The organism is Acinetobacter silvestris, from assembly GCF_002135235.1.
Classification (GTDB): Bacteria; Pseudomonadota; Gammaproteobacteria; order Pseudomonadales; family Moraxellaceae; genus Acinetobacter; species Acinetobacter silvestris.
Genome location: NZ_NEGB01000001.1, coordinates 496,107 through 522,148, shown reverse-complemented (window position 1 = coordinate 522,148; position 26,042 = coordinate 496,107). Strand labels below are relative to the sequence as shown.

The following is a 26,042-nucleotide window of genomic DNA, read 5'->3' as shown; positions in this document are numbered from 1 at the left end:
TTATTTTATGACGAATTTGTAAGAGAGAACTTTAATGCAACGGAAAATGTATCAAGCCAAACAATCGGGTTTTACTTTAATTGAAGTCATGGTGGTGATTGTAATTTTAGGGGTACTTGCCGCTCTAATTGTTCCCAATGTAATGGGGCGTGGTGAAAAAGCAAAAGTAGATACAACAAAAATTGCCCTTAAAGGTGTTGCAGGCGCACTGGATCAATATAAATTAGATAATGGTCATTTTCCAAGCGCACAAGAAGGCGGTTTAGATGCATTGGTTAATCAACCTGCGACGGCGAAAAATTGGTTACCAGGTGGGTATGTTAAAGGTGGCTATCCAAAAGACAGTTGGGATAATGATATGCAATATGTAATCCCAGGTTCAGAAGGGCGTTCTTTTGATTTATATTCTTTTGGTGCTGATGGCAAACAAGGCGGTGAAGGAAATGATGCTGATATTTATTACCAGCCTTAATCAAGAATCATTCTAAATAAAATCAATTGAAAGCATCACTTCACTGATTCAAATCAAATAAATCGAGAGTGAAGTGATAATCTTTCTTAGTTATAAATATTAACCTAAGGTCATGAATTAAAATGTAAATTTATATTTTTTCTATTTGAGAGTTATAATAAGAATTGTTTTCATATTTAATAGTTACAAGAAAGGTAAATAATGCATAGCAATAGACTTTTTATTTAAATCAAAGCTTGCATAATAGGTCTTAGAGAGTCTGTTTGCGAGGGAGATAAGATGAAAGCATTATTGTTATCCGATGAAATAAACCAATTTCATTGGGCTATGCTCAAATCTGTTCTATTGGTTCTGAGCTTATTACCTTTGAGTCAGTTCTTTCTCAACTTATTACAAGGCATTGATGCCAGTAGCCAAATTATATTGGGCTTTTTAGCGATTAGTATATTTACTGCATTCACGATTATTAGTTTTTATAGTGCGTTAAGTGCAACTATCATACAAATAAATCAACCATCCGCATCCGTATTCGAACAGCAGATTATGAGGATTTATCGCTATCTTCCAATGCTTTGTCTTACGGTGATGGTGTCCTACTTAGCCACTCAGATTTAGATAATATTAATTGCCATAAATAAAAAAACCGAGGACTTAGCCTCGGTTTTTTTATTGGTCATTAATTTTTTAAATTATGCTGTATAAGAGCGATTTTTCTATCTGCTTAAAGCAAGATCAATAGAAATTAGCGTCGTGACTTAAAACTCACATCGACGAGTTTCGGTCGATATATCCAGCCTAAAATCAATAAAAATAATGAAAACCCTAAAATAGGCCAGTCACTAAAACGGGTATACCAAGTTTGACCTTGCATTGCGGGTAGATCACCACGCAGTACAGCTTCTTGATCTATAGGTGCTTGCTTTACAATATGACCATTATGATCAATAAATGCGGTGACACCAGTATTGGTGGCACGTATAAACCAACGGCCATTTTCTTTCGCTCGCATCTGAACCATTTGTAAGTGTTGTAATGGTCCTGCTGTTCCAGTAAACCAAGCATCATTAGAAACGGTCACCAAAAAATCACTATTTAAGGCATTGCGACGAGTAAGATTTGGATAGGCGACTTCATAGCAAATTGCTGCGGAAAGTTTACGACCTTTAATTTGAAAAGGTTTTTGATCACTTGCACCACGAGAAAATCCGCTCATGGATGGATCATTTTGTAATGCAGGCAGTACCCAACCGAGTAAGCCAGACAGTGGAATATATTCACCAAATGGCACTAAGCGTTGCTTTTTATAGAGTCCAGAAGCATCACTACCTAAAGCCATCATACTGTTGTAGAACATCGGATGGCCTTGTTGTTGTGATTCTTTTAAATCCCAATATGGAATACCTGTAACCCAAGCTGTGCCAGTCTTTTTGCCTTGTTGATCCATCATATCCAAAAATTCTTGAATATCGGTTTGGAATAAGGGAATGGATGATTCTGGCCAAACGATGACATCTCGGCCCCATTCGGTACGACTCAAATTTGCATAAATTTGTAAGGTTTTAATTTGGTATTCTGTTAACCATTTTAAATCTTGTGGAATGTTGCCTTGAATTAAAGAAACGCTCAGTGGCTTTTCTGCTTTGGGGTGGACAAATTGAATTTGTGCTACGGCCCAAGCACCCAACAATAATAATGCAGATGGAATAAGCCAAAATATACGTTTTCTTAATATTTCCACTAAAGCGCAGGCCAATAGAATGGCCACAAAGGAAACGGCAAAAACCCCAAAGAGAGGTGCATAGCCATCTAAGAAACGTTCAGTGAAGGCATAGCCTGCAAACAACCATGGAAAACCAGTAAACACCCATGTTTTAGACCATTCAAACAGTACCCAAAGCGGTGCAAATGTGAGGGGAGTCTCTGGGAAAAACCGTCGATATACCCAAGTTTGGACTGCGGTAAATAAGCCCATTAATAATGCCATTAGGGCAATCATGAGGACGCTTAAAACAGCATTGGTATCACCATACACATGGATAGAGGTATATAACCAGAATGCACCAACAAACCACAGCCCAAAACCGTAACTTAAGCCAATTGCAAAAGCTTGCTTGGGAGTGCGTTGATGTAAACATGCATAAAGCAAGGCTGGAGAAAGAATGGCTAGCCACCACCAGTAAAAAGGTGCTAGCGCTAAACTAAACACTGCACCTGAGCTCAGTGAAATAATTAAAGGATAAATCAAGGGGAGTGGTTTATTTTGAGGTGAAGAATTTAACAGTTTGTCAAAGTAGGCTCTCATTTATGTACAGCTCGAATCAGATGAATAGTGCGGGCATCTGCTTCAATAATTGTAAATTCCCAATCGCCAAGTTCAATAATTTGACCTTTTAAATCACTCACTAAGCCAATTTCTTGAAGCAATAATCCACCGACAGTTTCGACTTCATCATCAGAAAAGTCAGCATCTAAAACAGTGTTGAAATGTTCAATTGGTGTAAGTGCTTGCACGATCCATGTATTATCGGTTGTGTCAGGCGTTATAAATTGAGCTTCTTCATCGACATTGTCATGTTCATCTTCAATTTCACCAACAATTTCTTCTAGAATATCTTCTAGAGTGACTAAACCTGACGTTGAGCCATATTCATCAATCACCACTGCGATGTGGGTTTGGGTATTTTTCAACATCCGCAAAACTTGATCTGAGCGCGCACTTTCAGGCACAAATTGTGGCTGACGCATTAATGCTCGAATATCTACGACAGATGATCGATCGGATAGAAAAGGCAATAAGTCTTTCGCCAGTAAAATTCCGACGACATTATCGGGTTGATTGGCTGAAAACACAGGAAAGCGTGAATGTGCTGATTCAATCAAGACATGTAAAATATCGAACAGTTGATCATCTTCTTGTAAGCTGACCATTGCTGTCCGTGGCGTCATGACTTCACGGACTTTGGTTGCAGGAAGGTCTAACACGCCTTCTAACATTGCAACTGTATCGGGTTCTAAAAAACGACGTGAATCTTGTACTAGTTTTAGTAGTTCATCGCGGGTTTCTGGTGCGGTACCTAACCATTTGCGTAAGCCGCGCATTCCCCACGATGGGCCTGATTCCTCGTGCATGATCTTTCCTAAAGACTCTTATTTCAAAAAAGTAAATTTATCATACCGAAGAAACCACAGAAGTCTATCGCTAAAATGCGGTAATTAGATGAATGTAGATGTCATTTTGATTGTGCTTTTAGATGGGATTCAGACAAATTTAGAATATGTTAAAATCCAAATGAACTTTATTCGAGAATAGACTATGTCTGATCAGGCTATCACCGCTACGATTCAACTCAATACGCGTGGCTTACGTTGTCCAGAACCTGTGATGATGTTGCATCAAGCGGTTCGTAAATCAAAGTCGGGAGATATCGTTGAGGTCTTTGCCACCGATAATTCAACGTCTTGGGATATTCCTAAGTTTTGTATGCATTTAGGACATGAATTATTATTACAAGAAGAACTGTTGGATGATGCAGGCAATAAAGAGTTTCATTATTTAGTGAAGAAAGGCTGAGCAAGAATAAAATATTGATAATAAAAAATCCCCTCGGAAGGGGATTTTTTATTGCATCTTACATATTTGGATATGAGAAGCACTGCTTCGCAAGAATTATCCTAACATTACATGTTCGGGTAATTAGGACCACCGCCACCCTCAGGGGTTACCCAAGTAATGTTTTGCGAAGGGTCTTTAATATCACAAGTTTTGCAATGTACGCAGTTGGCGGCGTTAATTTGAAAACGCTTCGAACCATCATCATTTTCCATGATTTCGTAAACACCAGCCGGGCAGTAACGCTGAGCAGGCTCATCCCATTTTGGTAAGTTTACATTTACAGGAATTGATGCATCGGTTAATTTCAAATGTGCGGGTTGATTTTCTTCATGTACCGTATTCGAAACAAACACAGAAGACAAACGGTCAAAGGTTAGTTTACCATCTGGTTTTGGATAGTTCGGTTTAAATGTTGCTGCATCAACAGTTTTTAACGTACTGAAATCAGGAACTAAGTCATGCAATGTGAATGGGACTTTAAAGATATTTTGATCGATAAAGTTAAATGCACCACCCATCCATAAACCGAATTTGTGCATTGCTGGGCCGAAGTTACGAGAACGATGTAACTCTTCTTTTAACCAGCTGTTGTTGAATTTGTCGGTATATGCCGTCAATTCTTTAGTAAAGAAATCTTCGCCTTCAGTCACACGTGCAACAGCAAGATCACCACCTTTTTCCACACCGGCTTGAATGGCTTCAAATACAGCTTCACCACATAACATGCCAGACTTCATGGCAGTGTGAGAGCCTTTGATTTTGGCGAAGTTTAAGAAACCTGCATCATCACCAATTAAGCAACCGCCTGGGAAGGTCAATTTAGGTAGAGAGTTTAAACCACCTTTGACCACAGCACGTGCGCCATAAGAAATACGTTTTCCACCTTCAAGATATTGCTTGATCAATGGATGCGTTTTCCAACGCTGCATTTCTGCAAATGGATACATGTTCGGATTTTCGTAAGATAAATCTACGATCACACCTAAAGTAACTTGGTTATTTTCAGCATGATATAACCACCAACCACCAGTAGAACCAGTTTCAGTCAAAGGCCAGCCTGAACCGTGCATTACAAGACCGGGCTTGTGCTTAGCAGGATCAATTTCCCAAAGCTCTTTAATGCCGATACCGTAGTGTTGTGGATCTGCATCTTGGTCTAGGTTAAATTTAGCAAGTAAACGCTTACCTAAATGACCACGGCAGCCTTCTGCAAAAATGGTATATTTTGCATGTAGTTCATAACCAGGGGTAAAGTTGTGAGTCGGCTCACCATCTTTACCAATGCCCATATCACCTGTTTGGATGCCTTTTACAGAACCATCTTCATGATAAAGGATTTCTGAAGCAGCAAAACCTGGAAAGATCGAAACTTCTAATTCTTCAGCTTTTGTACCTAACCAACGAACCACATTACCCAATGAAATAACGTAGTTGCCATCATTGTGCATGGTTTTTGGAACCATCCAATGCGGTGCTTCTTGCGACTTTTCAGCAGACATTAAGAAGTATGTTTTATCTTCCGTTACAGGAACATTTAAAGGCGCGCCTTCTTCTTTCCAATTTGGGAAAAGTTCATTGATTGCACGTGGTTCAAGTACAGCACCAGAAAGGATATGCGCACCAACTTCAGAGCCTTTTTCAACCACACATACAGATAAATCTGGGAGGTTGTTTTCAATTGCAAGTTGACGAATTTTGATCGCAGCAGAAAGACCAGCAGGGCCAGCGCCGACGATAACTACGTCAAACTCCATCGATTCACGTTCGATGTGTTCCATGTAGGACTCCTCATATTAGCTAAAGGTGGCAACCGTATTCATTTCATTATTTCAAAAATAAAAAAATCGGTGCTGCCATGAGTATGCTTAATTCATAGGTACAATTCTGATATCGTACCTTTTATAGTGTTGCGCTAGTATAGGTTTAAACCTTGATCTAGCCAATTGGCTGAGTCGTTTTATTTTTTCGTCAGCAAGGTATAAACCATGGTAAATCAAAATAATTCAACATCAGCGGCTCAAGAGCAGCCGAAGGGTGATGATAAAAACTTAATGAGTATTGCACAATACTTAAAAGATGCACAGCTGGGTCACAAAAGGTCAATTCCCCCTTTAGCACAGTGGCAGCCAAAGCATTGTGGCAAAATGGATTTAACGGTAAAAGCCAATGGGGAATGGTGGCACCAAGGTCAATTGATCAAGCGGGAAGCACTTTTAGATTTGTTTAGTAAAGTGCTTTGGAAAGAAGATGGAAAATTCTATCTAAAAACACCTGTTGAACAAATTGAAATTGATGTAGAGGATGAGCCTTTATTGGTCAACCAAGCGGATCAAATTTATCATAATGGTAAAAAATATTTACAGCTGACAACGAGTCACCAAGATGTGATTATTGTTGATGAGCAGCATCCTATTTTTATGCGTGAATACGCTGGCAATATGCGTCCTTATGTTCATGTCCGTTTTGGAATAAATGCATTAATTCAAAGATCTACATTTTTTCATTTAATTGAATATGGCGAATTGCTTGAAAATGCACGTGGGGATGCCATTTTATCTTTGCAAAGTGGTGATTTTTACTTGCAATTGAGTGCTTGAGGTTTAAGCTTTACAAGGTAATTTGACGCGTAGATTGATTGACTATGACCGCTATTCTTCCTCTATATCCGCTGAATGAGCCTATGTCTAAAGCATCGGCAGATGCGCCTATTGGAATTTTTGATTCAGGCATAGGTGGCTTATCTGTTGCGCAAGATATCGTTAGATATTTACCCAATGAACATATTCTGTATTATGCCGATACCGCACATGTCCCCTATGGTCCACGTGATGATCAGGAAATTCGTGAATTAACTGCACAGGCAATTGAATGGTTATATCGCCAAGGTTGTAAAGTTGCCGTAGTCGCCTGTAATACTGCGTCAGCATTTAGTTTGGATTATTTACGCCAGCATTATGGTAATGATTTTCCCATTATTGGTTTAGTACCAGCATTGAAGCCGGCAGTGTTGCAAACACAGTCTAAAGTTGTTTCCGTTTTGGCAACCCCAGCGACATTTCGGGGCAAGTTGATTAACGATGTGATACTGCATTTTGCAGAACCTGCAGGCGTTAAGGTTTTAACGGTGACTTGCTTAGACTTAGTTCCTTATGTCGAGGCTGGACTGCAAAAAAGTCCTGAATGTATTGCTAGCTTGAAAACAGTATTAGATCCAATTGTCGAGCAAGGTGCAGATTATTTGGTACTCGGTTGTACTCATTATCCTTATTTAAAAGAAACAATTCAGGCGCTCTATCAGGATGATTTAACTTTAATCGATTCTGGCGCTGCAGTTGCAAGACAAACGGCACGCATTTTAATTAAAAATGAGTTAATATCAGAGTCGGTTCAAAGATCCAGAACAACGTTAAAATGCTTTGTGAGTGGAAACAATGCCGATGAGTTGAAGCCGATTCTATCGCATTTGATTCATTCAGATATTTCATGGTCAATTGAAAATATTGTTGATAAACTGAGCTAAATGCTGCAGCATACAATTGTTTCATATTATTTTTTTAAGATTAGTGTAGGGCATATAATTCTCAAATCCATTCGGGGATGGTTTTAATTATATGTATGGAATAGGTTTGCCTATGCTCGATAAGCGATATCAAGTATTTATTACGACTTCAGGCAAAGAAATGCAGCCTGAAAGAATGGTGGTTTCCCAGACATTAATTGGTATGGGTTTTTTTTCGTGGGGGCTTGAACAAAGAACTCCATTGAGTACGGCTTTTGCCCGTCGTCAAATTGATGATTGTGATTATGTATTGTTGCTTTTAGGCAGTCAGTATGGAGAGCAATCGGTTTCGGGCGTGGGTTATATGCATTTGGAGTATATTTATGCAGTCACTAAACAAAAGCCAATTATTGTCTTTATGCATGAAAACCCTGAAGCGAGAAGTTTAGAATTACAAGAACAGCGTCCTGAGCTAAAAGAAAAATTTGAAGAATTTAGGCATCAATTACAGAAAGAAGTTGAACAAGTGGTGTGTTATCGCACCTTGAGAGATTTAGAACTTGCAGTTCGTTCCTATATGCCACAAATGTTGGAGCGTAATCCTGTCGTAGGCTGGGTGCGACCGCAGAATATCCAAGTTTTACAAGATGAAATTGACAACTTAAAGTCTCAGTTGGTACGTAGTAAAATTGAGCAAGGCAAGAAAGAAGCAGATCCTTTTTTAACTTTGCCTAAGGTGTCGATTAATGAAGTATTTAATTTTGATTATCGAATACATGTTTATCAGGATGGGAATTTTAAAGAGCTGAATCCTATCCGAGAGACAACATGGCTTGAGTTGGTGAGTATTTTATCTCAAGATTTTAAAGAGCCATTACCCGAAGAGTTTTTTTCTAAAGTATTGAATGACTATTTAAATGCCAAGGGATTAGCCGATGTGCAATTGCTCATGCCGAGAGCACATGCGGTTGCACGAGCACAGATTAATATTCGTGCACTCCATACCATTAAGCAACAAATGCGTAATAATGAATGGATCCTTCCCGTTGGACGAGATGATCGGCAGCGTATGATGTGGAAAATGACCGAAAAAGGCTTAAAATCGATTGAAGTAACTCAGTTGATTGGAAGACGTAACATAAGCATCTAAACATAAAATTTCATGCAGATATTTTGTTTCACTGTTGAGATAAAGTACTATCACTACATGAGATGTATTAAGGTTGCTGTGAATTCATGTCTTGCTCCAAACCCAAAGTCTTGGTGATTGTTGCGAACTTAGGTACGCCAGATGAACCAACTGTTACAGCGGTACGCCGTTTTTTAGCCCAATTTTTATCTGATCAGCGCGTTATTGAAATTCCAAAATTGCTTTGGAAAATTATTCTGTATGGGTTTGTCTTACCTTTTCGACCTCAGCATGTGACGAAAGCGTATGCCCAAATTTGGTCAGAAGATTCACCCATGCGACAAATTTTAAAGCAACAGGTGCAGCAGATTGCTTTCCAGCTGAAGTCTAAAAATGCTGAATTTGATCTTCATATTGTTCCGGCGATGACGTATGGCAATCCAGGGATTGATCAGGTTTTAGAACAAGCACAACAGATACATTATGATCATGTTATCTTATTGCCATTATTTCCGCAATTTTCAGCCACGTCTACCGCACCACTTTATGATGCTTTAGCAAAATGGACGCTGCAACAGCGTAATTTACCAGGTCTAAGTATCATTCGAGATTATTATCAACACCCATTATTTATTCAGGCTTTGGTGAATAGTGTCAAAGAATATCAATTAGTCCATGGTCAAGCTGAAAAATTACTGATGTCTTTTCATGGTATTCCACAACCTTATGCAGATAAAGGTGATCCTTATGCTGATCGTTGTCATATCACGGCACAAAAAGTGGCAACAGCCTTACAATTAAAAGAAGACCAATGGGCGATAAGCTTTCAATCGCGCTTTGGAAAGCAAGAATGGGTTAAACCTTATACCGACCAAATTTTGAAAGATTGGGCTGAGCAAGGTGTGCGCTCTGTACAAATTATGAGTCCTGCTTTTTCAGCAGATTGTTTGGAAACTTTAGAAGAATTGGCGATCCAGAATTCAGCATTATTTTTAAATGCAGGTGGGCAAAGTTATGCCTATATTCCGGCTTTGAATAATCGAGATGATCACATTCAACTCTTGGCTAAATTGGTGCAATCACAATTAGATGCATTGAAAATTACGCTAGCAAACGAAGCGTAAGTTTGAGGAAATAACATGTTACAAGTAAAAATTGTTCCCGTGACCGCATTTGCTCAAAACTGTTCGATTGTTTGGGATTCGGAAAGCAAAGAGGCAGTTTTAATTGATGCAGGTGGTGAACCTGAAAAGTTAAAGAAAGAAGTTGAAGAACTTGGTTTAACTGTAAAAGCACTCTGGCTGACCCATGGACATTTAGATCATGCAGGGGCGGTTGGTGCTTTAGCGAGAGAGTTGAAAGTTCCAGTCATTGGACCGCATAAAGAAGATCAATTCTGGTTGGAGATGATTCAAGAAGTTTCTGCGCGTTATGGATTTCCAATTCCTGAACAGGTCAAAGTTGATCAATGGTTAGAAGGTGGGGAAGTCTTGAAATTAGGCGAAGAGGAATTTGAAGTACGTTTTGCACCCGGTCATACACCTGGTCATGTCATTTTTTATAATCAAAAATATGGCGTACTTTGGACGGGAGATGTACTGTTTAAAGGGTCAATTGGGCGAACGGATTTTCCAAGAGGAAATCATGAGCAACTTATCGAGTCCATTCGACGAGAATGCTTCAGTTTACCGGATGAAACGCAATTTATTTCTGGACATGGCCCGATGAGCACCATTGGTTATGAAAAGCAATTTAATCCATTTGTTGCGGGTAAAGCGGGTTAGTTGAAAGTAGGTCGATGATCAATTTATTTTCTAAGGAAAGGGTTGTGTAATCGCCCTTTCATTTCTGATTTGAAAAGCAATCCAGCGATTGCAAATAAAATTGCAATGCTCAGTAGTGAATAGTCCGCAGTATAGAAACCGAATCCAGCAAAACTCAGGCTCAGTAGAAAAAAATTGCGGTGATTAAAATGAGTGTTTTGTAGCTAATCATAGTCATGATCTTCTTATTAATGTCGGTTCTTTTACAAGAGAATGAATGAAGGATGAAACTTTTTTCTATCCAAATAATAATGAGCCTTTTCCTAAAAAATGATGAATGACGTTGGATTATTTCCAAAAACTACGATAAATATTATTAATTTAAGAGATAAAGTTATTCGATCACTGTAATGAGAATAAGGTTTTGAGTAAAAAGTTTTAAAATCTAAATAGAGAAATATTAAGCTTAAAGAGCATAACAGTTAAATTTAGCATAACTGCCTCATCATTTTATGAGTGGTTGAACTGAACTCAGTATGATGGGCAGATTAATTCCATAATATGGTGGCAATGTAATGCTTTATGGTCTGTTGTTTTCATTAGGTAATTTTTTTTAAATCATCATTGAAGTTTAATCATCATATTCACTGGTATCCGCTTGTGGAGCATCTTGTGTCGGGAGTTTATAGTCGTCATTTGCCCAAGCGCCTAAATCGATCAATTTACAACGTTCTGAACAAAATGGTCGAAATTCATTATTTTCCCATGTGGTTGGTTGCCCACATCTTGGACATGGAAAAGTACGTGGCATGCGGAATATCCTCAAAATAGAATTCAAAAAATAGGAAAGCCCGTCAAGAGTTGATAGACTTGTGTAGATTTTTACTAGTTTGATCTGATTATGCCAATTCGTCAATTTCAAGCACAGCGTATGCATGCTCCCCGTGATTTCCAACCGATTGAGAATAAGCCAGTATGTGTTGAAATAGGCGCAGGAAAAGGGAAACACGCGTTATTATTTTCAGGGCAAAACCCGCAATTTAATTTGATTGCGGTTGAGCGAACCCGTGAAAAGTTTTTGGCTATGCAAAAACAACATCAAATTGAAGGGCAACAGAATTTAACCACATTGCATGTTGATGCTTTACCGTGGGTCGTACATGCGTTATATCCGCATCAGGTACAACAATTTTTTATTTTATACCCAAATCCTGAACCGCATAATTCAGCGCAACGTTGGTTGAATATGCCTTTTTTTGAATTTTTAGTCTCACGATTACAGGTCAATGGCAGCATTACTTTAGCGAGTAACATCCCTGAATATATTACTGAAGCAGAACAACAACTGAAAGAAGTTTGGAATTTACCTTTCGAAAAACAAGTGATTGAGCAAGATTCAGCACGAACCCATTTTGAAATTAAATATTTAGAGCGCGGTGAGTTGTGCCAGCAATTAATCATTACTAAGCCTGAATATTATAAGACTCGGTTTGATGAGTTTCAGCCATTACAGGGGCAAAACTTGAGTGTTGAAAAAATGGTAGAGAATGTGAATGCCGAATAAAAGCATTGCCATTATTGGTGCTGGCCCTGCGGGATTGATGGCAGCAGAAGTACTCAGTCAGTTGAATTATGACGTACATGTGTTTGAGCAGAAGCCATCAGCAGCACGTAAATTTTTAATGGCAGGGAAAACAGGCTTAAATATTTCACATGCAGAGCCGATTCAGCAATTTATACAACGTTATGATCAAGTGGAATGGTTAGCACCGTGGATTAAAAAATGGGATGCTCACTGGGTTCAAAATTGGATGCAGGGTTTAGGTATTAACTCTTATGTAGGCAGTTCTGGTCGTATTTTTCCAGTTGAAATGAAAGCAGCCCCATTACTTCGAGCTTGGTTAAAACGTCTTTTGGAACAACACGTTCAATTTCATTATCGGCATCAAATTTTAGATTTAAACAATCAAACCTTGAAGATTAAAGATTTAGCCCAAAGTTTAGAATATGAGCAAAATTTTGATGCCATCATTTTAGCTTGTGGCGCAGTATCTTGGTCAAAATTAGGCAGTGATGGCGCATGGCAGCGCTGGCTTAGTCAGACTGAAATTGAACCATTTCAAGCCAGTAATGCGGGTGTTGAACGAGCTTGGTCTCAATTTATGCAGCCACTCTTTGGTGAGCCGTTAAAACGAGTCGAAGCTTGGGTGAATCCCTTGCATAAAACTGCGGGCGATATTGTGATTAGCCATTATGGTTTGGAAAGTGGTCTAATTTATAAACAAGGTCGAGCATTGCGGGAACAAATTAAAAATCAACAACCGATGCAATTATATTTAGACTTGTTGCCAGATCAAAGTATTGAACAACTGGCGAAAAAATTACAACCTTCAAAAAAACAATCATTGAGTAATGTCTGGCGTAAAGCTGGGCTGGATCATGTGAAAGCCAATTTAGTCCGTGAGTTGGTCGATAAGTCGATTTGGAATCTATCTGAACGTTTAGCCCAACAGATTAAGAATCTCAGGATAACTTTAGATGGTTTTCGCCCGATTGAAGAGGCGATTAGTTGTGCAGGTGGAGTAAAGTCGGAAGTACTCACAGAGCAGTTGCAATTGAAGTCTAATCCATTCATTTTCTGTTGTGGTGAAATGTTGGATTGGGATGCGCCCACAGGTGGATATTTACTGACAGCATGTTTTGCGACGGGGCGTGCTGCAGGTGAGGGCGTACATCAATATTTGGTCAATAAAAGTTAAAAAAGCCAGTTTAATTTTTATTCAATGAGCTGAATTGTGCTAATTTTATGGCCTACGCATAAAAGAGATACGGTGATGGCTCAAGAAAAATTTTATACAGGAAGTTGCTTGTGCGGTGGTATTCGTTATGAAATTCATGGCGAAATCGGTGATATTGTGGAATGCCATTGTCAACGTTGCCGTAAAGCCAATGGGTCTGCTTTTGCGACCAATGCCCCGATTCAAAAAGCCGATTTTAAATTGCTACAAGGTGAGCACTTACTGAAAAAATATCATTCAACGGCAACAACTCAACGTTGTTTCTGTAGTGAGTGTGCATCACCGATTATCAGTATTAAAACGGAAACGCCCGATACATATCGCCTCAGAATCGGAACATTAGATACCCCTTTACAACAGAAACCGACACAGCATATTTTTACCGCTTATAAAGCAGAATGGGATACGATTTGTGATGGTTTGCCACAATATGCTGAGCGTTCGTAATCTTAAATAAATGCTTCTTAAATAAAAAAGGAATCATGTTTGATCCCTTTTTTATGATTCGTGAAGTGTTACTTCGCTGTTAAAGCTGAGCCTTCAAACTTGATTCCATCCCATCCATTTTGTATAAATTGGTGAATGTTTTGATGATCGACTGCTTCAGGTGTCGCAAGTACAGATGCATAATGTTCTGCAAATAAGTTTAAAGTTTGTTGTTGGTCTAAATGATTTAATTGAGCAAAAGAAAAAACTTTAGCACTACCTTGATTTTCAGTGGCAGTATTGTGTTGCTGACCGTTCGCAAAAGCTGTCGGTGTGTGCTGATAACGTGCTTCAATGAATGCAATGACATCTGAAAATTTTGCTGTGCCAGATTGAAGTTGTTTCAATAATTCTTGAACCATGAGTTTAATTCCTGTTTATTTTAGCTAAACATCATAACCAAAAATGCTTGGAACAGAAATTAGAAATAGTCGGATAGATTTTTATTGAGTGTATAACTGCATTTACTCAGTAATTCATTGTATATCGATTAAACTTGGTGCAGATCATCATAAATAAACTGTGGATAAGATGAGTCTTATACACAAGGAGAGTAATGGGTTATGAATTGGCTTTTGATCGCTTGTGGCGGTGCAATTGGTGCGTGTTTACGTTACGGTGCAGGTCTAGTCGTTACTCAACCACTGAGCCTATTTCCATGGACAACCTGGTCAGTCAATTTACTCGGTTGTTTCTTAGCAGGAGTGTTTTTTGCATTGACCCAATGCTATTCTATTTTGCTGAATGAAACACGTTTATTTTTTATGGTGGGGGTTTTAGGCGGCTTTACCACATTTTCAAGTTTTGGATTAGAGACTTTTCAGTTGATTCGCCAAGGGCAGTTACCCATTGCGCTAGCATATACCGCGTCGAGTGTCATTGTGGGGGTGGTGTGTTTAGCGATGGGTTTTTATCTTTTTCAATTTATTTTAAATACAAAATAAAGCTTCAATCCGCACATAAAAAAAGAAGCCTAAGCAGGAGGAAAGCGCTTAGACTTCAAATGTAATTTTAATGTATAGCGCGAAACTTAAAATAAAATTAACGAAATAGATTAAGTCATATTGATCTGAATGCTGGCTAAATTTTTTAATCTTGAACAGAGACCAAACTTTCAAATACATCCGTTAAATTATCATGTACTTTTAAGTGAATTAAATTCCAATATTGCCCTGAAATAGTACGATTAACCATTAATGTGTCGGGTGATGGTTTAAATACATCCCAATATTTTAAAGATTTTTTGACTAACTTCATGCCATCATGATGTGCAGAGTTTTCAGCAAAATCATAATCTGTGGTCAGTGGACGTAACAATACCTCTAACCATGCATGATAAAGTTCATCTGGGAATTTACCTTTTTCAGCCAGTGCATCCAAAGTGGTTAGGTGTTCTTCAATGCTTACAATATCTTGTTTGCGTGCTGCCCGAACGAGAGCTTTAAAATGAGTAATGATGTCATTAGATAAGGTTTTCACGCCACCAAAATCATAAATAATCACACTACCATCTTCTCTAAAGGCAAAGTTGCCGGGGTGTGGATCACAATGAAAACGTTTTAGAAAGAACATTTGCTGTCCTAGCGCTTGAATGAGACGACGACCGATATCATTGCGAATCTTTAAATCCCAAGTGCTGGCTGTTTCGATACTTTCACCTTTTTCAAGACTTAAAGTTAAAACACGACGGGTCGAATATTCACTATATACCTGAGGAATAATAATTTTACTGTCTAGGGTGTGGTGGAAAGTGCGAAACACTTGCAAATTTTGTGCTTCAATTTCGTAATTAAGTTCTTCGTGTAAGCTGTCTTGAATTTCTTTAAATAAACGGTCTTGTAGTTTCTTATCAACTTTTAATACACCCATTAAGCGCAGTGCTAAACGGACTTGTTTTAAGTCACTTTCACAGGCGGTATCCACCCCTGGATATTGTACTTTGACCACAACTTGGGTGTCATCGGGCAGTGTCGCCAGATGGACCTGTCCGATGGATGCTGCTGCAAAAGGCTGCTCATCAAAGTGTTTAAAGGCTTGAGTTAAAGGCTTCCCCAGTTCTTTTTCGACTTGATGTTTAATTTCCGCGAAGGGCATAGCCGGAGCTTGACGTTGCAGTTTGGCAATGGCTCGAGCGACTTCAGGGGGGAAGATGTCTTTGTATTGTGAAGCAATTTGCCCCACCTTCATTACCGCACCTTTCATCTCCCCTAAAGTATTGGCAATTTGTATACCAATATCTTGAAAGAGTTTACTGCGTGCATCATTTTTTTGTTCTTCATCTGCATTAAAATTACGAATGGAATTCGATACCGTTTTCGTTGCGATACTGGCCGTCATGCTGGCAAGCTTCATAAAACGTCGCCCCGGTGTACTCGCATTTTTTGACATTCGTATTGATCCTTAAACTTGGCTAAAGTTTTTCTATTTCGATCATAGGCGACAATCTACACGTTGCCTACTTTAATTTGTTAAGATATTGTTTATCATTGAATATTTTAAAATGTTTAATAATTAAATCGGATTGTTCATGCGGGATAAAACCCATTGACGTTTAAAACAAGTAAAATTGCTGTCTAAATTTGTGATGCAGAAAGTTGTTATGAAAGTATATCGCTATTTAACTGGTCAAGATGATGTGCAATTTTGTGCGCGCGTGACCAAGGCACTGAATGAGGGTTATGAGTTGTATGGTTCACCGACGATGACCTTTAATGGGGTAGATGTCATTGTTGGACAGGCTGTGATAAAAGATATTCAAGATGAGTCAGAAATACCGCAGCGATTGAGAGATGCTATTGTTCAACAATAATTATCACCTAAGTTGAAAAACCCTCCTTCGAAAAGGAGGGTTATAAAGAGAGAGGAAGAGGAACTAAATATTCAGGCTTAATCTTTTATTATTCATATATAAACGTGTTAGTAATAAGACACATGCCACACTTAGACCGACAATTAAACCAACCCAAACCCCTGCTGCACCCATTTCGGTAAAACGTGCCAGATAAATCCCGACTGGAAAAGCAATGATCCAATACGCAATCATGGTAATCCACATTGGACCTTTAGTATCTTGCATGCCGCGTAAACAGCCCGCAGCACTGACTTGCCATGCATCCATGAGTTGGTAAGCAATCGCAAATAAAATGAGATACATCGCCACTTTGGCCACTTCATAATCTGAAGTATAAATGGCGACAATTTCAGCGCGGAACAACCACATTAATGCCATAGTGATGAACGCAAACACGGTTCCAGTGGCTAAACCGATATGCTGTACTTTGCGCATGGCCAGCCAATTATTTTCACCATAATAGGTTCCAACCCGAATGGTAAGCGCAATCGCCAGTGACATCGGAATCATAAATAATTGCGAAGTGACTGAAATCGCAATTTGATGCGCTGCGATAATGGTGTCACCCAAAGGGCTTAAAACAATTGCTGCGGTACTGAAAATACTGACTTCAAAGAAAATAGCCAAGCCAATAGGCAGACCGAGTTTTAAAATACGTTTAATCCAATAGGCATTGAGTTTTTCCCAAACCACAAACGGTTGGGTTTTTTGATAGCGCGGTGCTTTTAGAATATAGGTGGCGAGGGTGATGAACATTAACCATTGTAAAATAGCAGTGGCAAAACCAGAGCCTGCACTGCCTAAATGCGGTATTGGGCCAATACCATACATAAAAGTAAAGTTTAACGGAATTAACACCACTAGAGCGATCAAGCTGATTGCAGTCACCGGACGTGGATGACCTAAGGCTTCGGAATAGCCTCTTAATGCTGCATACATGGTGACTGCTGGCATGCCAAAACCGATTGCATGTAGGAATAAACTGGCTTTAGGCAATAAGTTTTCAGGAACACCTAAAATCGGCAGTAGCAAAGGCATGGTCTGTAAAAGCAGCATTGCGATGATTCCCAGTACCAAGGCGACCCAAAGTGATTGACGCACAATCGATGGAATTTTTTCAGGGGTACGTGCACCATTGGCTTCGGCAACTAAGGGTGTGGTTGCAATCATGATGCCACTAAACAGCAACATGATGGGAATCCATAAACCGACACCGACCGCAATAGCAGCAAGATCTTGTGCAGATAAATGCCCCGCCATAATGGTATCAATCAGACCAAAACCTGCTTGGGCAAACTGCGTGATGAGGATGGGAATCATGAGATGGAAAAGCCGCTTTAGCTCAAAGCGAGTGGTGATCGTCGTAACATTGGACACAAAAGTACTCGTTTGGGAATGTATAAATATGAATTTAGCGTTGCAGGGTTAACAGAACCCCTGAAAAAATAACCATCGCACCTATAAGGCGTTGCCATGAAATCGCGGTTTTTTCAACGCCAAGCCAGCCGAACTGATCTAAAATCATCGACATAATAATTTGTCCAAAAATGATCAATCCAGAGAAGGTCAGAAAACCGAGTTTAGGTGCAGTAAAAATACTCACGCTAATGGCATATACACCTAAGCATCCACCGATCCACAGATACCAAGGGATGAGGGTGAGGCTATGTAAAGTAGGTTTAGGTGCGGGATGAAAGAACACCACAATCGCAAGTGTCATTGTACCAACAAAAAAAGAGATGAGAGCCGCTTGCATTGGAGAATGCAAATATTCACGTAACTGCGAATTGAGAGCGGTTTGAAAAGTCATCACAATGCCAATCCCCATGGCTAGGGTCAGTAAAAGCAGTAAATGACTGGATATTTTGATCATGTGAAATTCAACTTTACCTTTTTTGAATGAAAATAGTCCAATGCAATTGCATGAGATGAATGAATTGTACTCTTTAAGTCATGTTAAAATAAGCTATTCCTTTGTTCGAGCTTGTTCCTTGGCTGATTTAAATCCTCAAAATATTCCATTGTCTTTATATATTCATATGCCGTGGTGTGTGCGTAAGTGTCCTTATTGTGATTTTAATTCACACGCTGTGCCCGATGGAAAGTTGTCGCTTGACTTAGAGCAGGAGTATTTGCAGGCTTTGGTAGAAGACTTTAAAACGCAGATTGATTTTGCTCAAGGTCGTCACATTCACAGTGTCTTCATTGGAGGAGGGACGCCATCGCTTATTTCGGCCAAAGGTTATGTGTGGTTGTTTGCACAACTTAAGCAGATTATTCCTTTTGAAGCCGGTTGTGAAATCACTTTAGAAGCCAATCCTGGAACGGTTGAACACGACCCTTTTGCAGGTTATTTGGATGCAGGGATTAATCGTCTATCCATTGGGGTGCAAAGCTTTAATACTGATCATCTAAAAAAATTAGGGCGTATCCATAGTAATGATGATGCCGTTAATGCCATTCATTTAGCTAAAGAGGCTGGCTTTGAACGGGTGAATGTTGATTTGATGCATGGCTTACCTGAGCAGACTTTAGAGCAAGCGCTGTATGATTTAAAACTGGCTGTGGAAAATGGTGCAACGCATGTGTCGTGGTATCAATTGACCATAGAACCAAATACGGTGTTCTTTAGAACTCAGCCTGTTTTACCTGTGGATGATGTGTTGGAAGAGATTCAAGCACAGGGTGAAGCCTATTTAACAGCCCATGGTTTTGTCAATTATGAAGTGTCGGCATGGCGTAAAGAAAAACCATCCACACATAATTTGAATTACTGGCAGTTTGGCGATTATTTAGCGATTGGAGCGGGTGCACACGGTAAAGTAACGCAGCCTGATGGCGTGTATCGTTTTCAAAAAACCCGTTTACCGAAAGACTATTTAGCCAAAGTTCCTGCGGGAAATTTACAGTTTAAGCGCATTGAAGATGACGAGATGCCATTTGAGTTTATGATGAATGCACTACGTTTAAACCAAGGCGTTGACGCGAAACTGTATGCAGAACGGACAGGTTTGAGTTTAGCTGGCTTGGACGAACTTTTAAGTTCTTTACGTGCACGAAAGCTGATGGTTGACGATAAAACTCGAATTGCATGTACCGAGCAAGGGCATGTGTTTTTAAATTCGGTGTTGGAAGAGTTTCTGTAAGTATGATGTGAGTAATATGTGCTTTTGCTATGATGATATTTAGATAAATTATGAATAAAAATGTTTGGATATCATCATGAATAAACTACTTATTAAGATCTTATTTGTAATAATGACGACAACAATAATACCTCTCACTAATGCGAAAAATATAGTACCTCAATTTAGCGATTATCCAGTCAAATCTGTTTATGCGGGTATAACAGCGAAATTAGATATTTCAGATTCCAGTGCTCGAATGTTTCGCACCCGCTTAAATGAAGCATTACAACAAAAAGCTGATTTCGCAGGTGAGTATGTCACAACCATGTGGGGGTGTGGTGCGAGTTGTCGTATGTATTCTTTTGTGAGTAAGCGCACAGGGAAGTTGCTACAGGGTGGTTTTGGTGGTGAGGGAAATGCAGAAGATGTTGTCGCAACAAATCCCCGCAGTCGATTGCTGGTGACTCAGGAAGAACACACGAACTATAATTATGAGGTGGACAGCTTAACTGTTCGTTTTTATGTATTGGAAAAGGGCAAGTTGACGTTAATTAAAACCGTAAAACAGGCTGCGGCTCAAGAAAAATAAGTTTGGTTCTAATGTGAATACGGGGTTTCCTACATCTAGTTTTTATATTTCTTTGATTAGGTAAAAGTATTTATAGAAATAAACCAAAGAGCGCCTCAGCGCTCTGTTCTACTTTGCAATGAAAGCTAAAATAGAGTTACTCAACCTGAGTTTTTATAAAACATACTCAGCAATAAGATAGCCTAAACCGATTCCGATAATTGAATAAAATATCATGATGAAGAATACAAAACTTGTTTTGTTCTTCTGTTTTAAAAACTTCATCATTTCAGTATTCCTTATCGAATCTAAGTAATAAGATATTATCTTACTTCACTAAAAAAGTACTATATATTTAAATATGAAGTGGTCTGAATAATCCAATTTCATAACAGACCACTTTGGGTTGATTTTATTCAAAGAATAAAAAAGAGCGTCTTAGCACTCTTTTTTATATATTTAAAATTTTAAGGATTAGTAATCAAAACTAAAATGTTCAGCATCTAAAGACATCATTGTTTTCGATGGATTCACCATTGACTCGGCATGACCTTGAGTACGTGGTAACAATTGTTCAAAGTAGAAATCAGCAAGTTTAATTTTTGCTTTATAGAACTCAGGAACTTCAGCACCAGTACCTGATGCTAATTTTTCAGATGCGACAGCTGCTTGTTGCGCCCAATAAAATGCCATCATGGCATAACCCGAGAACATCAAGAAATCGACAGAAGCAGAAGAAACGATGTCGCGGTCTTTACGTGCAGCCAACATAATACGTACAGTTAAAGCATTCCACTGTGCACAGATCTTGGTTAAGTCCCATGCAAAACGACGCATATATTTATTGGTCGCATGTTGGGCACAGAATTTTAAGATTTCAGCAGTATAGTCACGAATCACTTTACCTTTAGAAGATAATAAAACTTTACGACCAATTAAATCGAGTGCTTGAATGCCCGTGGTTCCTTCATAAAGCGTCGAAATACGTGCATCACGTGCAATTTGTTCCATGCCATGTTCTTTAATATAGCCATGACCGCCAAATACTTGCATACCTAAATTAGATGCTTCTAAACCTAATTCAGTTAAGAAACCTTTTAAAATTGGGGTATAGAAACCAAGTTTGTCATCATATTCATCAAACTTTGCTTGGTTACCTTGAGCCAAAGCATCGGTCATTTTATCTGCAAGCTGTGCTGCATGATAAATCATTGAACGACCACCTTCAGCAATCGCTTTTTGGGTTAAGAGCATACGACGTACATCAGCATGATGAATAATTGCATCGGCAACTTTATCGGTATCTTTTTTACCAGAAAGGGCACGCATAGACATACGGTCTTTGGCATACGGTAATGCACCTTGGAATGACAATTCTGCATGTGCCAAACCTTGAACCGCCGTACCAATACGTGCGGTATTCATGAAAGTAAACATCGCATGTAAGCCTTTGTTTACTTCACCAATCAGGTAACCTGTTGCTTCATCAAAGTTTAAAACAGCAGTTGCTGACGCACGAATTCCCATTTTGTGTTCAATTGAACCACAGCTTACAGGATTACGTTCACCGACACCGCCGTCCGCAGTTGGAAGGAACTTTGGTACAATAAACAATGAAATACCGCGAGTACCTGCAGGTGCATCTGGAAGGCGAGCAAGGACGATATGAATGATATTTTCGGTTAAGTCATGTTCACCTGCAGAGATGAAAATTTTGGTACCCGTAATTTTATAAGTACCATCCGCTTGAGGTTCAGCTTTTGACTTCACTTGACCTAAGTCGGTACCACATTGTGGTTCAGTTAAACACATGGTGCCCGACCAAGTACCCGCAACGAGGTGTGGCATATAGGTATTTTTTTGCTCTTCTGTACCAAATTGCATAATGGTATTCATGCAACCCATGCTTAAACCTGGGTACATGGTGAACGACCAGTTAGCCGTACCCATCATTTCAGATTTAACCAGATTTAAAGACATTGGTAAGCCTTGACCACCGAACTCTTCTGGATAAGACAGACCTTGCCAGCCACCTTGTACAAACTGGTCATAGGCTGCTTTAAAACCTTTTGGTGTAGTCACTTCACCGTTATCAAAGTGACAGCCTTCTTCATCACCCGATTGGTTTAAAGGTGAAAGCACATTTTCACAAAAATCTGCTGCACCTTCTAAGATCATATCAACTGTATCTGCATCTGCATTTTCACCAATGGATAACGTCTTATAGTGTGCAGGATAGTCTAAAACTTCGTTCATTAAGAAACGAATATCACGTAATGGGGCTTTATATGCAGGCATGTGTCATCCTAATTTAAAAATAATTTTTGATTTTCAATCTATGTCTGAATTATTCATTTTTAGAGATATAAATACATTGATAACAGCAACTGAAAAAAATGTCAGAAAGGCGAATTTTAAAGAAAAAATATAAGCTGTATTGGTTGTTTTTTGATAGTATTTAAAAGATTTTTTGTATTGAGTAAATTTTTACTTTCATTTGAAATTATAAATAAATAAGGTGTTATCAGAATATTATGCATTTAAAATATTTAAGTTTATGTCTATTCGGGCTGAGTCTTTCAGCATGTTCAACTCATGTCATAAAATCCAATCAAAATAGTACTGTGAGCCTCGATCAGCGCGCTGCAAAAGGCTTAAATGCGATGTATGACTATCCAAGTTATAATTTTAATGGTCATTTTAAACTTGGATTTGAAAAAGACCAGCCGAAAGCTCAAAATCAATCCCTTGATGCGCGTTTAGAAAAACAAGTAAATGACTATTTGCGCGCACAAAAAATTCACCTAACAGCACAGCAAAAACAAGATTTGTATCATGCAATCGCGCATAAAGAAGATACTGCTTATCGTTCAAATAAATCCAAGGCTTTTGCAGATTTTGCCATTAATTTATTCGATTCTTTGCAGTTTAGTTATGATGGTTCCGTGCATTATAAGCAAAAGATGGCGGCTTTAAATTTAACGGCTAAATACGAAAAGCCGACTTTATTGGTGCAAGCCAAAGTACCGATGATTGTTGATTTTCAAAATTATAAGTTTTACACCAATTATTTTGCCTTAATGCCATATTTGGTCAATTCAGAGAATCAAAGTAATTTTTCCTTTATTGATTTTTCAAAATATAAAGCTGAAATTAATCGTGTCGATGTAAAAAAATTGGCAGATTATTTAAAACAAACCACCAAATTACAATATTCACTGGCGAATCCGAAAGATGTTGAAACGATTGCATTAACATCACAAGATAAGGCTCAAGGTGTAGTTGAAAAAATTCGTCTAAATATGTCTTTAGAAGAAATGATTATGCAAATGCGCTTATTTGACAAAGTTAACCGCAGCTATTTTACCCAATCTGTTTTAGGTCTCACCACAACAGATATGGCAAAAGTGGATGCTAAAACTGTTGATGCACAGGTAGAGCGCAGTGTTATTCAAAATGACGGGGAAGATGATTACGCGACTTCTAAGATGAGTGCAGAAGCAGCAGATGCCTATCGTTCCAGCCAAAAACTTTATAAGTTGGTCAATGCGCAAGTATCACGTTCAACAACAGAGGCATCTGATGAAACAGATTATGCAGTTGCATCAGCTGAAGCTGTAGATGCTGCTGAGGTTTCACAAGGAGATGTGGAGTCTGTCGCAGAGGTAAGCAAAGCTTCCGAAGAGAATTATCTTAGTCGTGCACAATGTGAAACTCTAATGGAGCAAGGTACGAAAGCCATGATGGGTGATATTACCTATTGTCAGGCTGAATATGATGTTGATTTATTGAATAGGTTAAATCCCAAAGCGAAGTCATTCGAAAAACCAGCGATTTTTTCTGCTGAAGCGTCTGAGTTAGATCGTCTTTTCGAACAATATGCGACTCCAGAATTTAAAGATGCACAAGCATTCAAACTACTTTGGGCAAAACATCAGACTGAGATTCGTAAAGTATTGAAAAAGCCTCAACAACAGAATCCGTTTGTGGTCGATGTTGGCTTAGATCAAAAAGGTCGGGCGGTAAAAGTAGATTATGATTTAGCTTATTGGGTTGATGGCTTTGGCCGCTTTAAATTTAAAGCGGATCTTAATGCGTTCAATTATGGCAGTGCGATGCCGATTAATCCGAGTGAGTTAAAAAATGCGAAGTCGATTGAAGAGATCAGCAAAGGCTCGATGTTCGAAAATATGATTAAAGGTATGAGTAAGTCATTTGGTGTTTCAGATCAAGACTTATCAAAATCTACGCAAGTATCTCAGCAATTGTCTTTAGAGGATCAATTAGAACAATTGGGGGTACAGGTTTATGACACATCAAAATCATATATGAAAACCTATCAAGCGGTTTTTATTATGAAACTCACTGCTGAACAACCTGAAATTGTGAAGTCTTATTCAGTTGCAGAATTGAATGAAATTGCCCGTGTGTATGCGTATGGTTATGCGGGTGAAAGTATATTTAATCCACAAGGCAAAGAATTGGTTGAATTGGAGCAATTGGCGAAAAAACATCATCTTGAGTTGAGTGAACAATTTGATGATCGCGTGGGCGATGATGTTTATAGCGTTGTTTTAAAAGTGATGAATGCAACCCAAGATCGCCAAGCGTGGAATAAATTTATTCAGCAATATAAAACGCCCAAAACTATTTTTGAACATTATTATGCTGAGCAATTTCAGAAAGCTGAAGACCTAGATGCCCAAGAAAAGGCATGCTTAACAGCGACTGCGAAAATTTTGGCACAGGCCTTTGATGACTCTAGAAATAACAAACTTTCGCAAAAATCTGTAGAGAAGCTCGATCAAGATAGTTTGGAATATATTGATTATGATTTATATCGAACAACTTACGAAAAAGTACAAAAATCCTTTAAAAAATAAGATATGAAAATATATCTGTCTTAAATAAAAAAACCTCAAATGAGGTTTTTTTATTTTTAGATAAAATCTTTTAAATTGGGCTTAACACCATTCCAAAGATAAAAAGCTTCAATGGCTTGCCCAACCAACATACCGAAACCTTCAGAAGTTGGAACGTGGCGTGCTTTGGCTTGATCTAAGAAACTAGAGGGTTTGTCATAGGCCATTTCATAGGCATGGTTAAATTGTAATGCTTCGGGCAAAACCAATGCATCGCCAGAAAGACTCGCCGAGGTCGCATTGATGACAATGTCAAAATTACCTTGCAATTGTTCTAAGCTACATGCGGAAAGCTCAGCTTCAGGAACAGAATTCTGTAAGTCAGCAACTAATTGTTCTGCACGGATTAAGGTGCGATTAGCAATGACAATTTTTTTTACTCCCGCTTTGACTAAGGGGTAAATTACTCCACGGGTTGCACCGCCAGCACCAATAATCAATAAGGTCGCGTTGGATAAATTCCAATCCAAAGCTTGAATCGCTTCGACTAAGCCTTGTCCATCGGTATTGTCACCATGTAATTTGCCATTTTGCATCCATAGTGTATTAACAGCTTTTGCAATTTTCGCACGTTCACTTAGTTCCGTACACAAGGTGAAAGCTTGCTCTTTAAAAGGAACAGTGACATTCATCCCAGTACCATTTTGAGCAAAAAAATCCTGCACACTTGCTTCAAAACCATCCAGTGGTGCTAAGCGTTTGACATAATTTAGCTCAATACCCATCTTTTTGGCAAAAGCTTGATGTAATTCAGGAGAACGTGAGTGCTCAATGGGGTTACCAATCACAGCAAATTGCTTGCTCATGTCAAAA

At 38.8% G+C, this 26,042-nt stretch carries 26 protein-coding genes; 16 read left to right on the top strand and 10 right to left on the bottom strand.

Annotated elements, in window-relative coordinates; genetic code table 11:
• Positions 1 to 34: 34 nt before the first annotated feature.
• Together gspG and B9T28_RS02560 are read left to right on the top strand one after the other, a co-directional pair.
• Positions 35 to 472, top strand: a complete 438-nt coding sequence (gene gspG / locus B9T28_RS02565) for a type II secretion system major pseudopilin GspG (RefSeq protein WP_086202377.1) — start codon at positions 35 to 37, stop codon at positions 470 to 472.
• Positions 473 to 751: 279 nt separating this feature from the next.
• On the top strand, positions 752 to 1,087 hold the full coding sequence (locus B9T28_RS02560) for a hypothetical protein (RefSeq protein ID WP_086202376.1): 336 nt from the start codon (positions 752 to 754) through the stop codon (positions 1,085 to 1,087).
• Positions 1,088 to 1,214: 127 nt separating this feature from the next.
• Here B9T28_RS02560 and lnt read toward each other — a convergent pair whose 3' ends face one another.
• Positions 1,215 to 2,774, bottom strand: coding sequence for an apolipoprotein N-acyltransferase (gene lnt, locus B9T28_RS02555; protein WP_086202375.1), 1,560 nt, complete (start codon positions 2,772 to 2,774; stop codon positions 1,215 to 1,217).
• A complete protein-coding gene (locus tag B9T28_RS02550) occupies positions 2,771 to 3,601 on the bottom strand; it encodes a CorC family transporter (RefSeq protein WP_086202374.1) in 831 nt (276 codons plus the stop codon). The genes lnt and B9T28_RS02550 overlap by 4 nt, the downstream gene beginning before the upstream one ends.
• A 184-nt stretch (positions 3,602 to 3,785) precedes the next feature.
• On the opposite strand from B9T28_RS02550, the gene tusA reads away from it, so the two are divergent.
• Positions 3,786 to 4,043 (top strand): sulfurtransferase TusA, encoded by a 258-nt coding sequence (gene tusA / locus B9T28_RS02545; RefSeq protein WP_086202373.1) that lies wholly within the window; start codon positions 3,786 to 3,788, stop codon positions 4,041 to 4,043.
• 107 nt (positions 4,044 to 4,150) lie between these two features.
• On the opposite strand, the gene B9T28_RS02540 is transcribed toward tusA, so the two are convergent.
• Positions 4,151 to 5,863 (bottom strand): electron transfer flavoprotein-ubiquinone oxidoreductase, encoded by a 1,713-nt coding sequence (locus tag B9T28_RS02540; protein ID WP_086202372.1) that lies wholly within the window; start codon positions 5,861 to 5,863, stop codon positions 4,151 to 4,153.
• 207 nt (positions 5,864 to 6,070) lie between these two features.
• Here B9T28_RS02540 and B9T28_RS02535 point away from each other — a divergent pair, with 207 nt between their 5' ends.
• From B9T28_RS02535 to B9T28_RS02515, 5 genes are all read left to right on the top strand, one after another.
• Positions 6,071 to 6,682 carry a DUF1285 domain-containing protein gene (locus B9T28_RS02535; RefSeq protein ID WP_086202371.1) on the top strand — a complete coding sequence of 204 codons (612 nt, stop codon included), beginning with the start codon at positions 6,071 to 6,073 and terminating at the stop codon, positions 6,680 to 6,682.
• A 44-nt stretch (positions 6,683 to 6,726) separates the two neighbouring features.
• Entirely contained in the window at positions 6,727 to 7,605 is an 879-nt protein-coding gene (gene murI, locus B9T28_RS02530; protein ID WP_086202370.1) for a glutamate racemase, read from the top strand.
• A gap of 112 nt (positions 7,606 to 7,717) precedes the next feature.
• Positions 7,718 to 8,734: a DUF4062 domain-containing protein gene (locus B9T28_RS02525; protein WP_086202369.1), complete on the top strand. Its 1,017-nt coding sequence runs from the start codon at positions 7,718 to 7,720 to the stop codon at positions 8,732 to 8,734.
• A gap of 86 nt (positions 8,735 to 8,820) precedes the next feature.
• Positions 8,821 to 9,837: a ferrochelatase gene (hemH, locus tag B9T28_RS02520; RefSeq protein WP_086202368.1), complete on the top strand. Its 1,017-nt coding sequence runs from the start codon at positions 8,821 to 8,823 to the stop codon at positions 9,835 to 9,837.
• Positions 9,838 to 9,852: 15 nt separating this feature from the next.
• The gene (locus tag B9T28_RS02515) at positions 9,853 to 10,497 is read left to right on the top strand and encodes an MBL fold metallo-hydrolase (RefSeq protein WP_086202367.1); all 645 of its coding nucleotides are present in this window, start codon (positions 9,853 to 9,855) and stop codon (positions 10,495 to 10,497) included.
• A 610-nt stretch (positions 10,498 to 11,107) separates the two neighbouring features.
• Here B9T28_RS02515 and B9T28_RS02510 read toward each other — a convergent pair.
• Complete coding sequence (locus tag B9T28_RS02510; protein WP_086202366.1) at positions 11,108 to 11,287, bottom strand: DNA gyrase inhibitor YacG; 180 nt, start codon at positions 11,285 to 11,287, stop codon at positions 11,108 to 11,110.
• Between the two features lie 84 nt (positions 11,288 to 11,371).
• Here B9T28_RS02510 and B9T28_RS02505 point away from each other — a divergent pair, with 84 nt between their 5' ends.
• The 3 genes from B9T28_RS02505 to B9T28_RS02495 all read left to right on the top strand — a co-directional run bounded on the left by B9T28_RS02505 (position 11,372) and on the right by B9T28_RS02495 (position 13,721).
• Positions 11,372 to 12,040: a class I SAM-dependent methyltransferase gene (locus B9T28_RS02505; protein ID WP_171263443.1), complete on the top strand. Its 669-nt coding sequence runs from the start codon at positions 11,372 to 11,374 to the stop codon at positions 12,038 to 12,040.
• Entirely contained in the window at positions 12,030 to 13,235 is a 1,206-nt protein-coding gene (locus B9T28_RS02500; RefSeq protein ID WP_086202364.1) for a TIGR03862 family flavoprotein, read from the top strand. The genes B9T28_RS02505 and B9T28_RS02500 overlap by 11 nt, the downstream gene beginning before the upstream one ends.
• A gap of 75 nt (positions 13,236 to 13,310) precedes the next feature.
• Positions 13,311 to 13,721, top strand: coding sequence for a GFA family protein (locus B9T28_RS02495; RefSeq protein WP_086202363.1), 411 nt, complete (start codon positions 13,311 to 13,313; stop codon positions 13,719 to 13,721).
• A gap of 68 nt (positions 13,722 to 13,789) precedes the next feature.
• Here the strand turns inward: B9T28_RS02495 and B9T28_RS02490 are convergent, their stop codons facing one another.
• Positions 13,790 to 14,122 (bottom strand): HopJ type III effector protein, encoded by a 333-nt coding sequence (locus B9T28_RS02490; protein WP_086202362.1) that lies wholly within the window; start codon positions 14,120 to 14,122, stop codon positions 13,790 to 13,792.
• A gap of 201 nt (positions 14,123 to 14,323) precedes the next feature.
• Here B9T28_RS02490 and crcB point away from each other — a divergent pair, with 201 nt between their 5' ends.
• Positions 14,324 to 14,704, top strand: coding sequence for a fluoride efflux transporter CrcB (gene crcB, locus B9T28_RS02485; RefSeq protein ID WP_086202361.1), 381 nt, complete (start codon positions 14,324 to 14,326; stop codon positions 14,702 to 14,704).
• Positions 14,705 to 14,849: 145 nt separating this feature from the next.
• Here the strand turns inward: crcB and B9T28_RS02480 are convergent, their stop codons facing one another.
• Positions 14,850 to 16,148, bottom strand: a complete 1,299-nt coding sequence (locus tag B9T28_RS02480; RefSeq protein ID WP_086202360.1) for an ABC1 kinase family protein — start codon at positions 16,146 to 16,148, stop codon at positions 14,850 to 14,852.
• 211 nt (positions 16,149 to 16,359) lie between these two features.
• Between B9T28_RS02480 and B9T28_RS02475 the strand changes: the two genes are divergently transcribed.
• A complete protein-coding gene (locus B9T28_RS02475) occupies positions 16,360 to 16,569 on the top strand; it encodes a DUF1737 domain-containing protein (protein ID WP_086202562.1) in 210 nt (69 codons plus the stop codon).
• 63 nt (positions 16,570 to 16,632) lie between these two features.
• On the opposite strand, the gene B9T28_RS02470 is transcribed toward B9T28_RS02475, so the two are convergent.
• Both B9T28_RS02470 and B9T28_RS02465 read right to left on the bottom strand, forming a co-directional pair.
• Entirely contained in the window at positions 16,633 to 17,988 is a 1,356-nt protein-coding gene (locus B9T28_RS02470; protein WP_086202359.1) for an MATE family efflux transporter, read from the bottom strand.
• A 34-nt stretch (positions 17,989 to 18,022) separates the two neighbouring features.
• Positions 18,023 to 18,484 carry a DMT family transporter gene (locus B9T28_RS02465; RefSeq protein WP_086202358.1) on the bottom strand — a complete coding sequence of 154 codons (462 nt, stop codon included), beginning with the start codon at positions 18,482 to 18,484 and terminating at the stop codon, positions 18,023 to 18,025.
• A gap of 118 nt (positions 18,485 to 18,602) precedes the next feature.
• Here B9T28_RS02465 and hemW point away from each other — a divergent pair, with 118 nt between their 5' ends.
• Together hemW and B9T28_RS02455 are read left to right on the top strand one after the other, a co-directional pair.
• The gene (hemW, locus tag B9T28_RS02460; RefSeq protein WP_086202561.1) at positions 18,603 to 19,757 is read left to right on the top strand and encodes a radical SAM family heme chaperone HemW; all 1,155 of its coding nucleotides are present in this window, start codon (positions 18,603 to 18,605) and stop codon (positions 19,755 to 19,757) included.
• Positions 19,758 to 19,869: 112 nt separating this feature from the next.
• Positions 19,870 to 20,328 (top strand): hypothetical protein, encoded by a 459-nt coding sequence (locus B9T28_RS02455; RefSeq protein WP_252053408.1) that lies wholly within the window; start codon positions 19,870 to 19,872, stop codon positions 20,326 to 20,328.
• Between the two features lie 453 nt (positions 20,329 to 20,781).
• Here B9T28_RS02455 and B9T28_RS02445 read toward each other — a convergent pair whose 3' ends face one another.
• Positions 20,782 to 22,605, bottom strand: a complete 1,824-nt coding sequence (locus B9T28_RS02445; protein WP_086202356.1) for an acyl-CoA dehydrogenase C-terminal domain-containing protein — start codon at positions 22,603 to 22,605, stop codon at positions 20,782 to 20,784.
• Between the two features lie 326 nt (positions 22,606 to 22,931).
• On the opposite strand from B9T28_RS02445, the gene B9T28_RS02440 reads away from it, so the two are divergent.
• Positions 22,932 to 25,190, top strand: coding sequence for a hypothetical protein (locus B9T28_RS02440; RefSeq protein ID WP_171263427.1), 2,259 nt, complete (start codon positions 22,932 to 22,934; stop codon positions 25,188 to 25,190).
• 56 nt (positions 25,191 to 25,246) lie between these two features.
• Here B9T28_RS02440 and aroE read toward each other — a convergent pair whose 3' ends face one another.
• Entirely contained in the window at positions 25,247 to 26,035 is a 789-nt protein-coding gene (gene aroE / locus B9T28_RS02435; RefSeq protein ID WP_086202354.1) for a shikimate dehydrogenase, read from the bottom strand.
• Between the last annotated feature and the right edge of the window lie 7 nt (positions 26,036 to 26,042).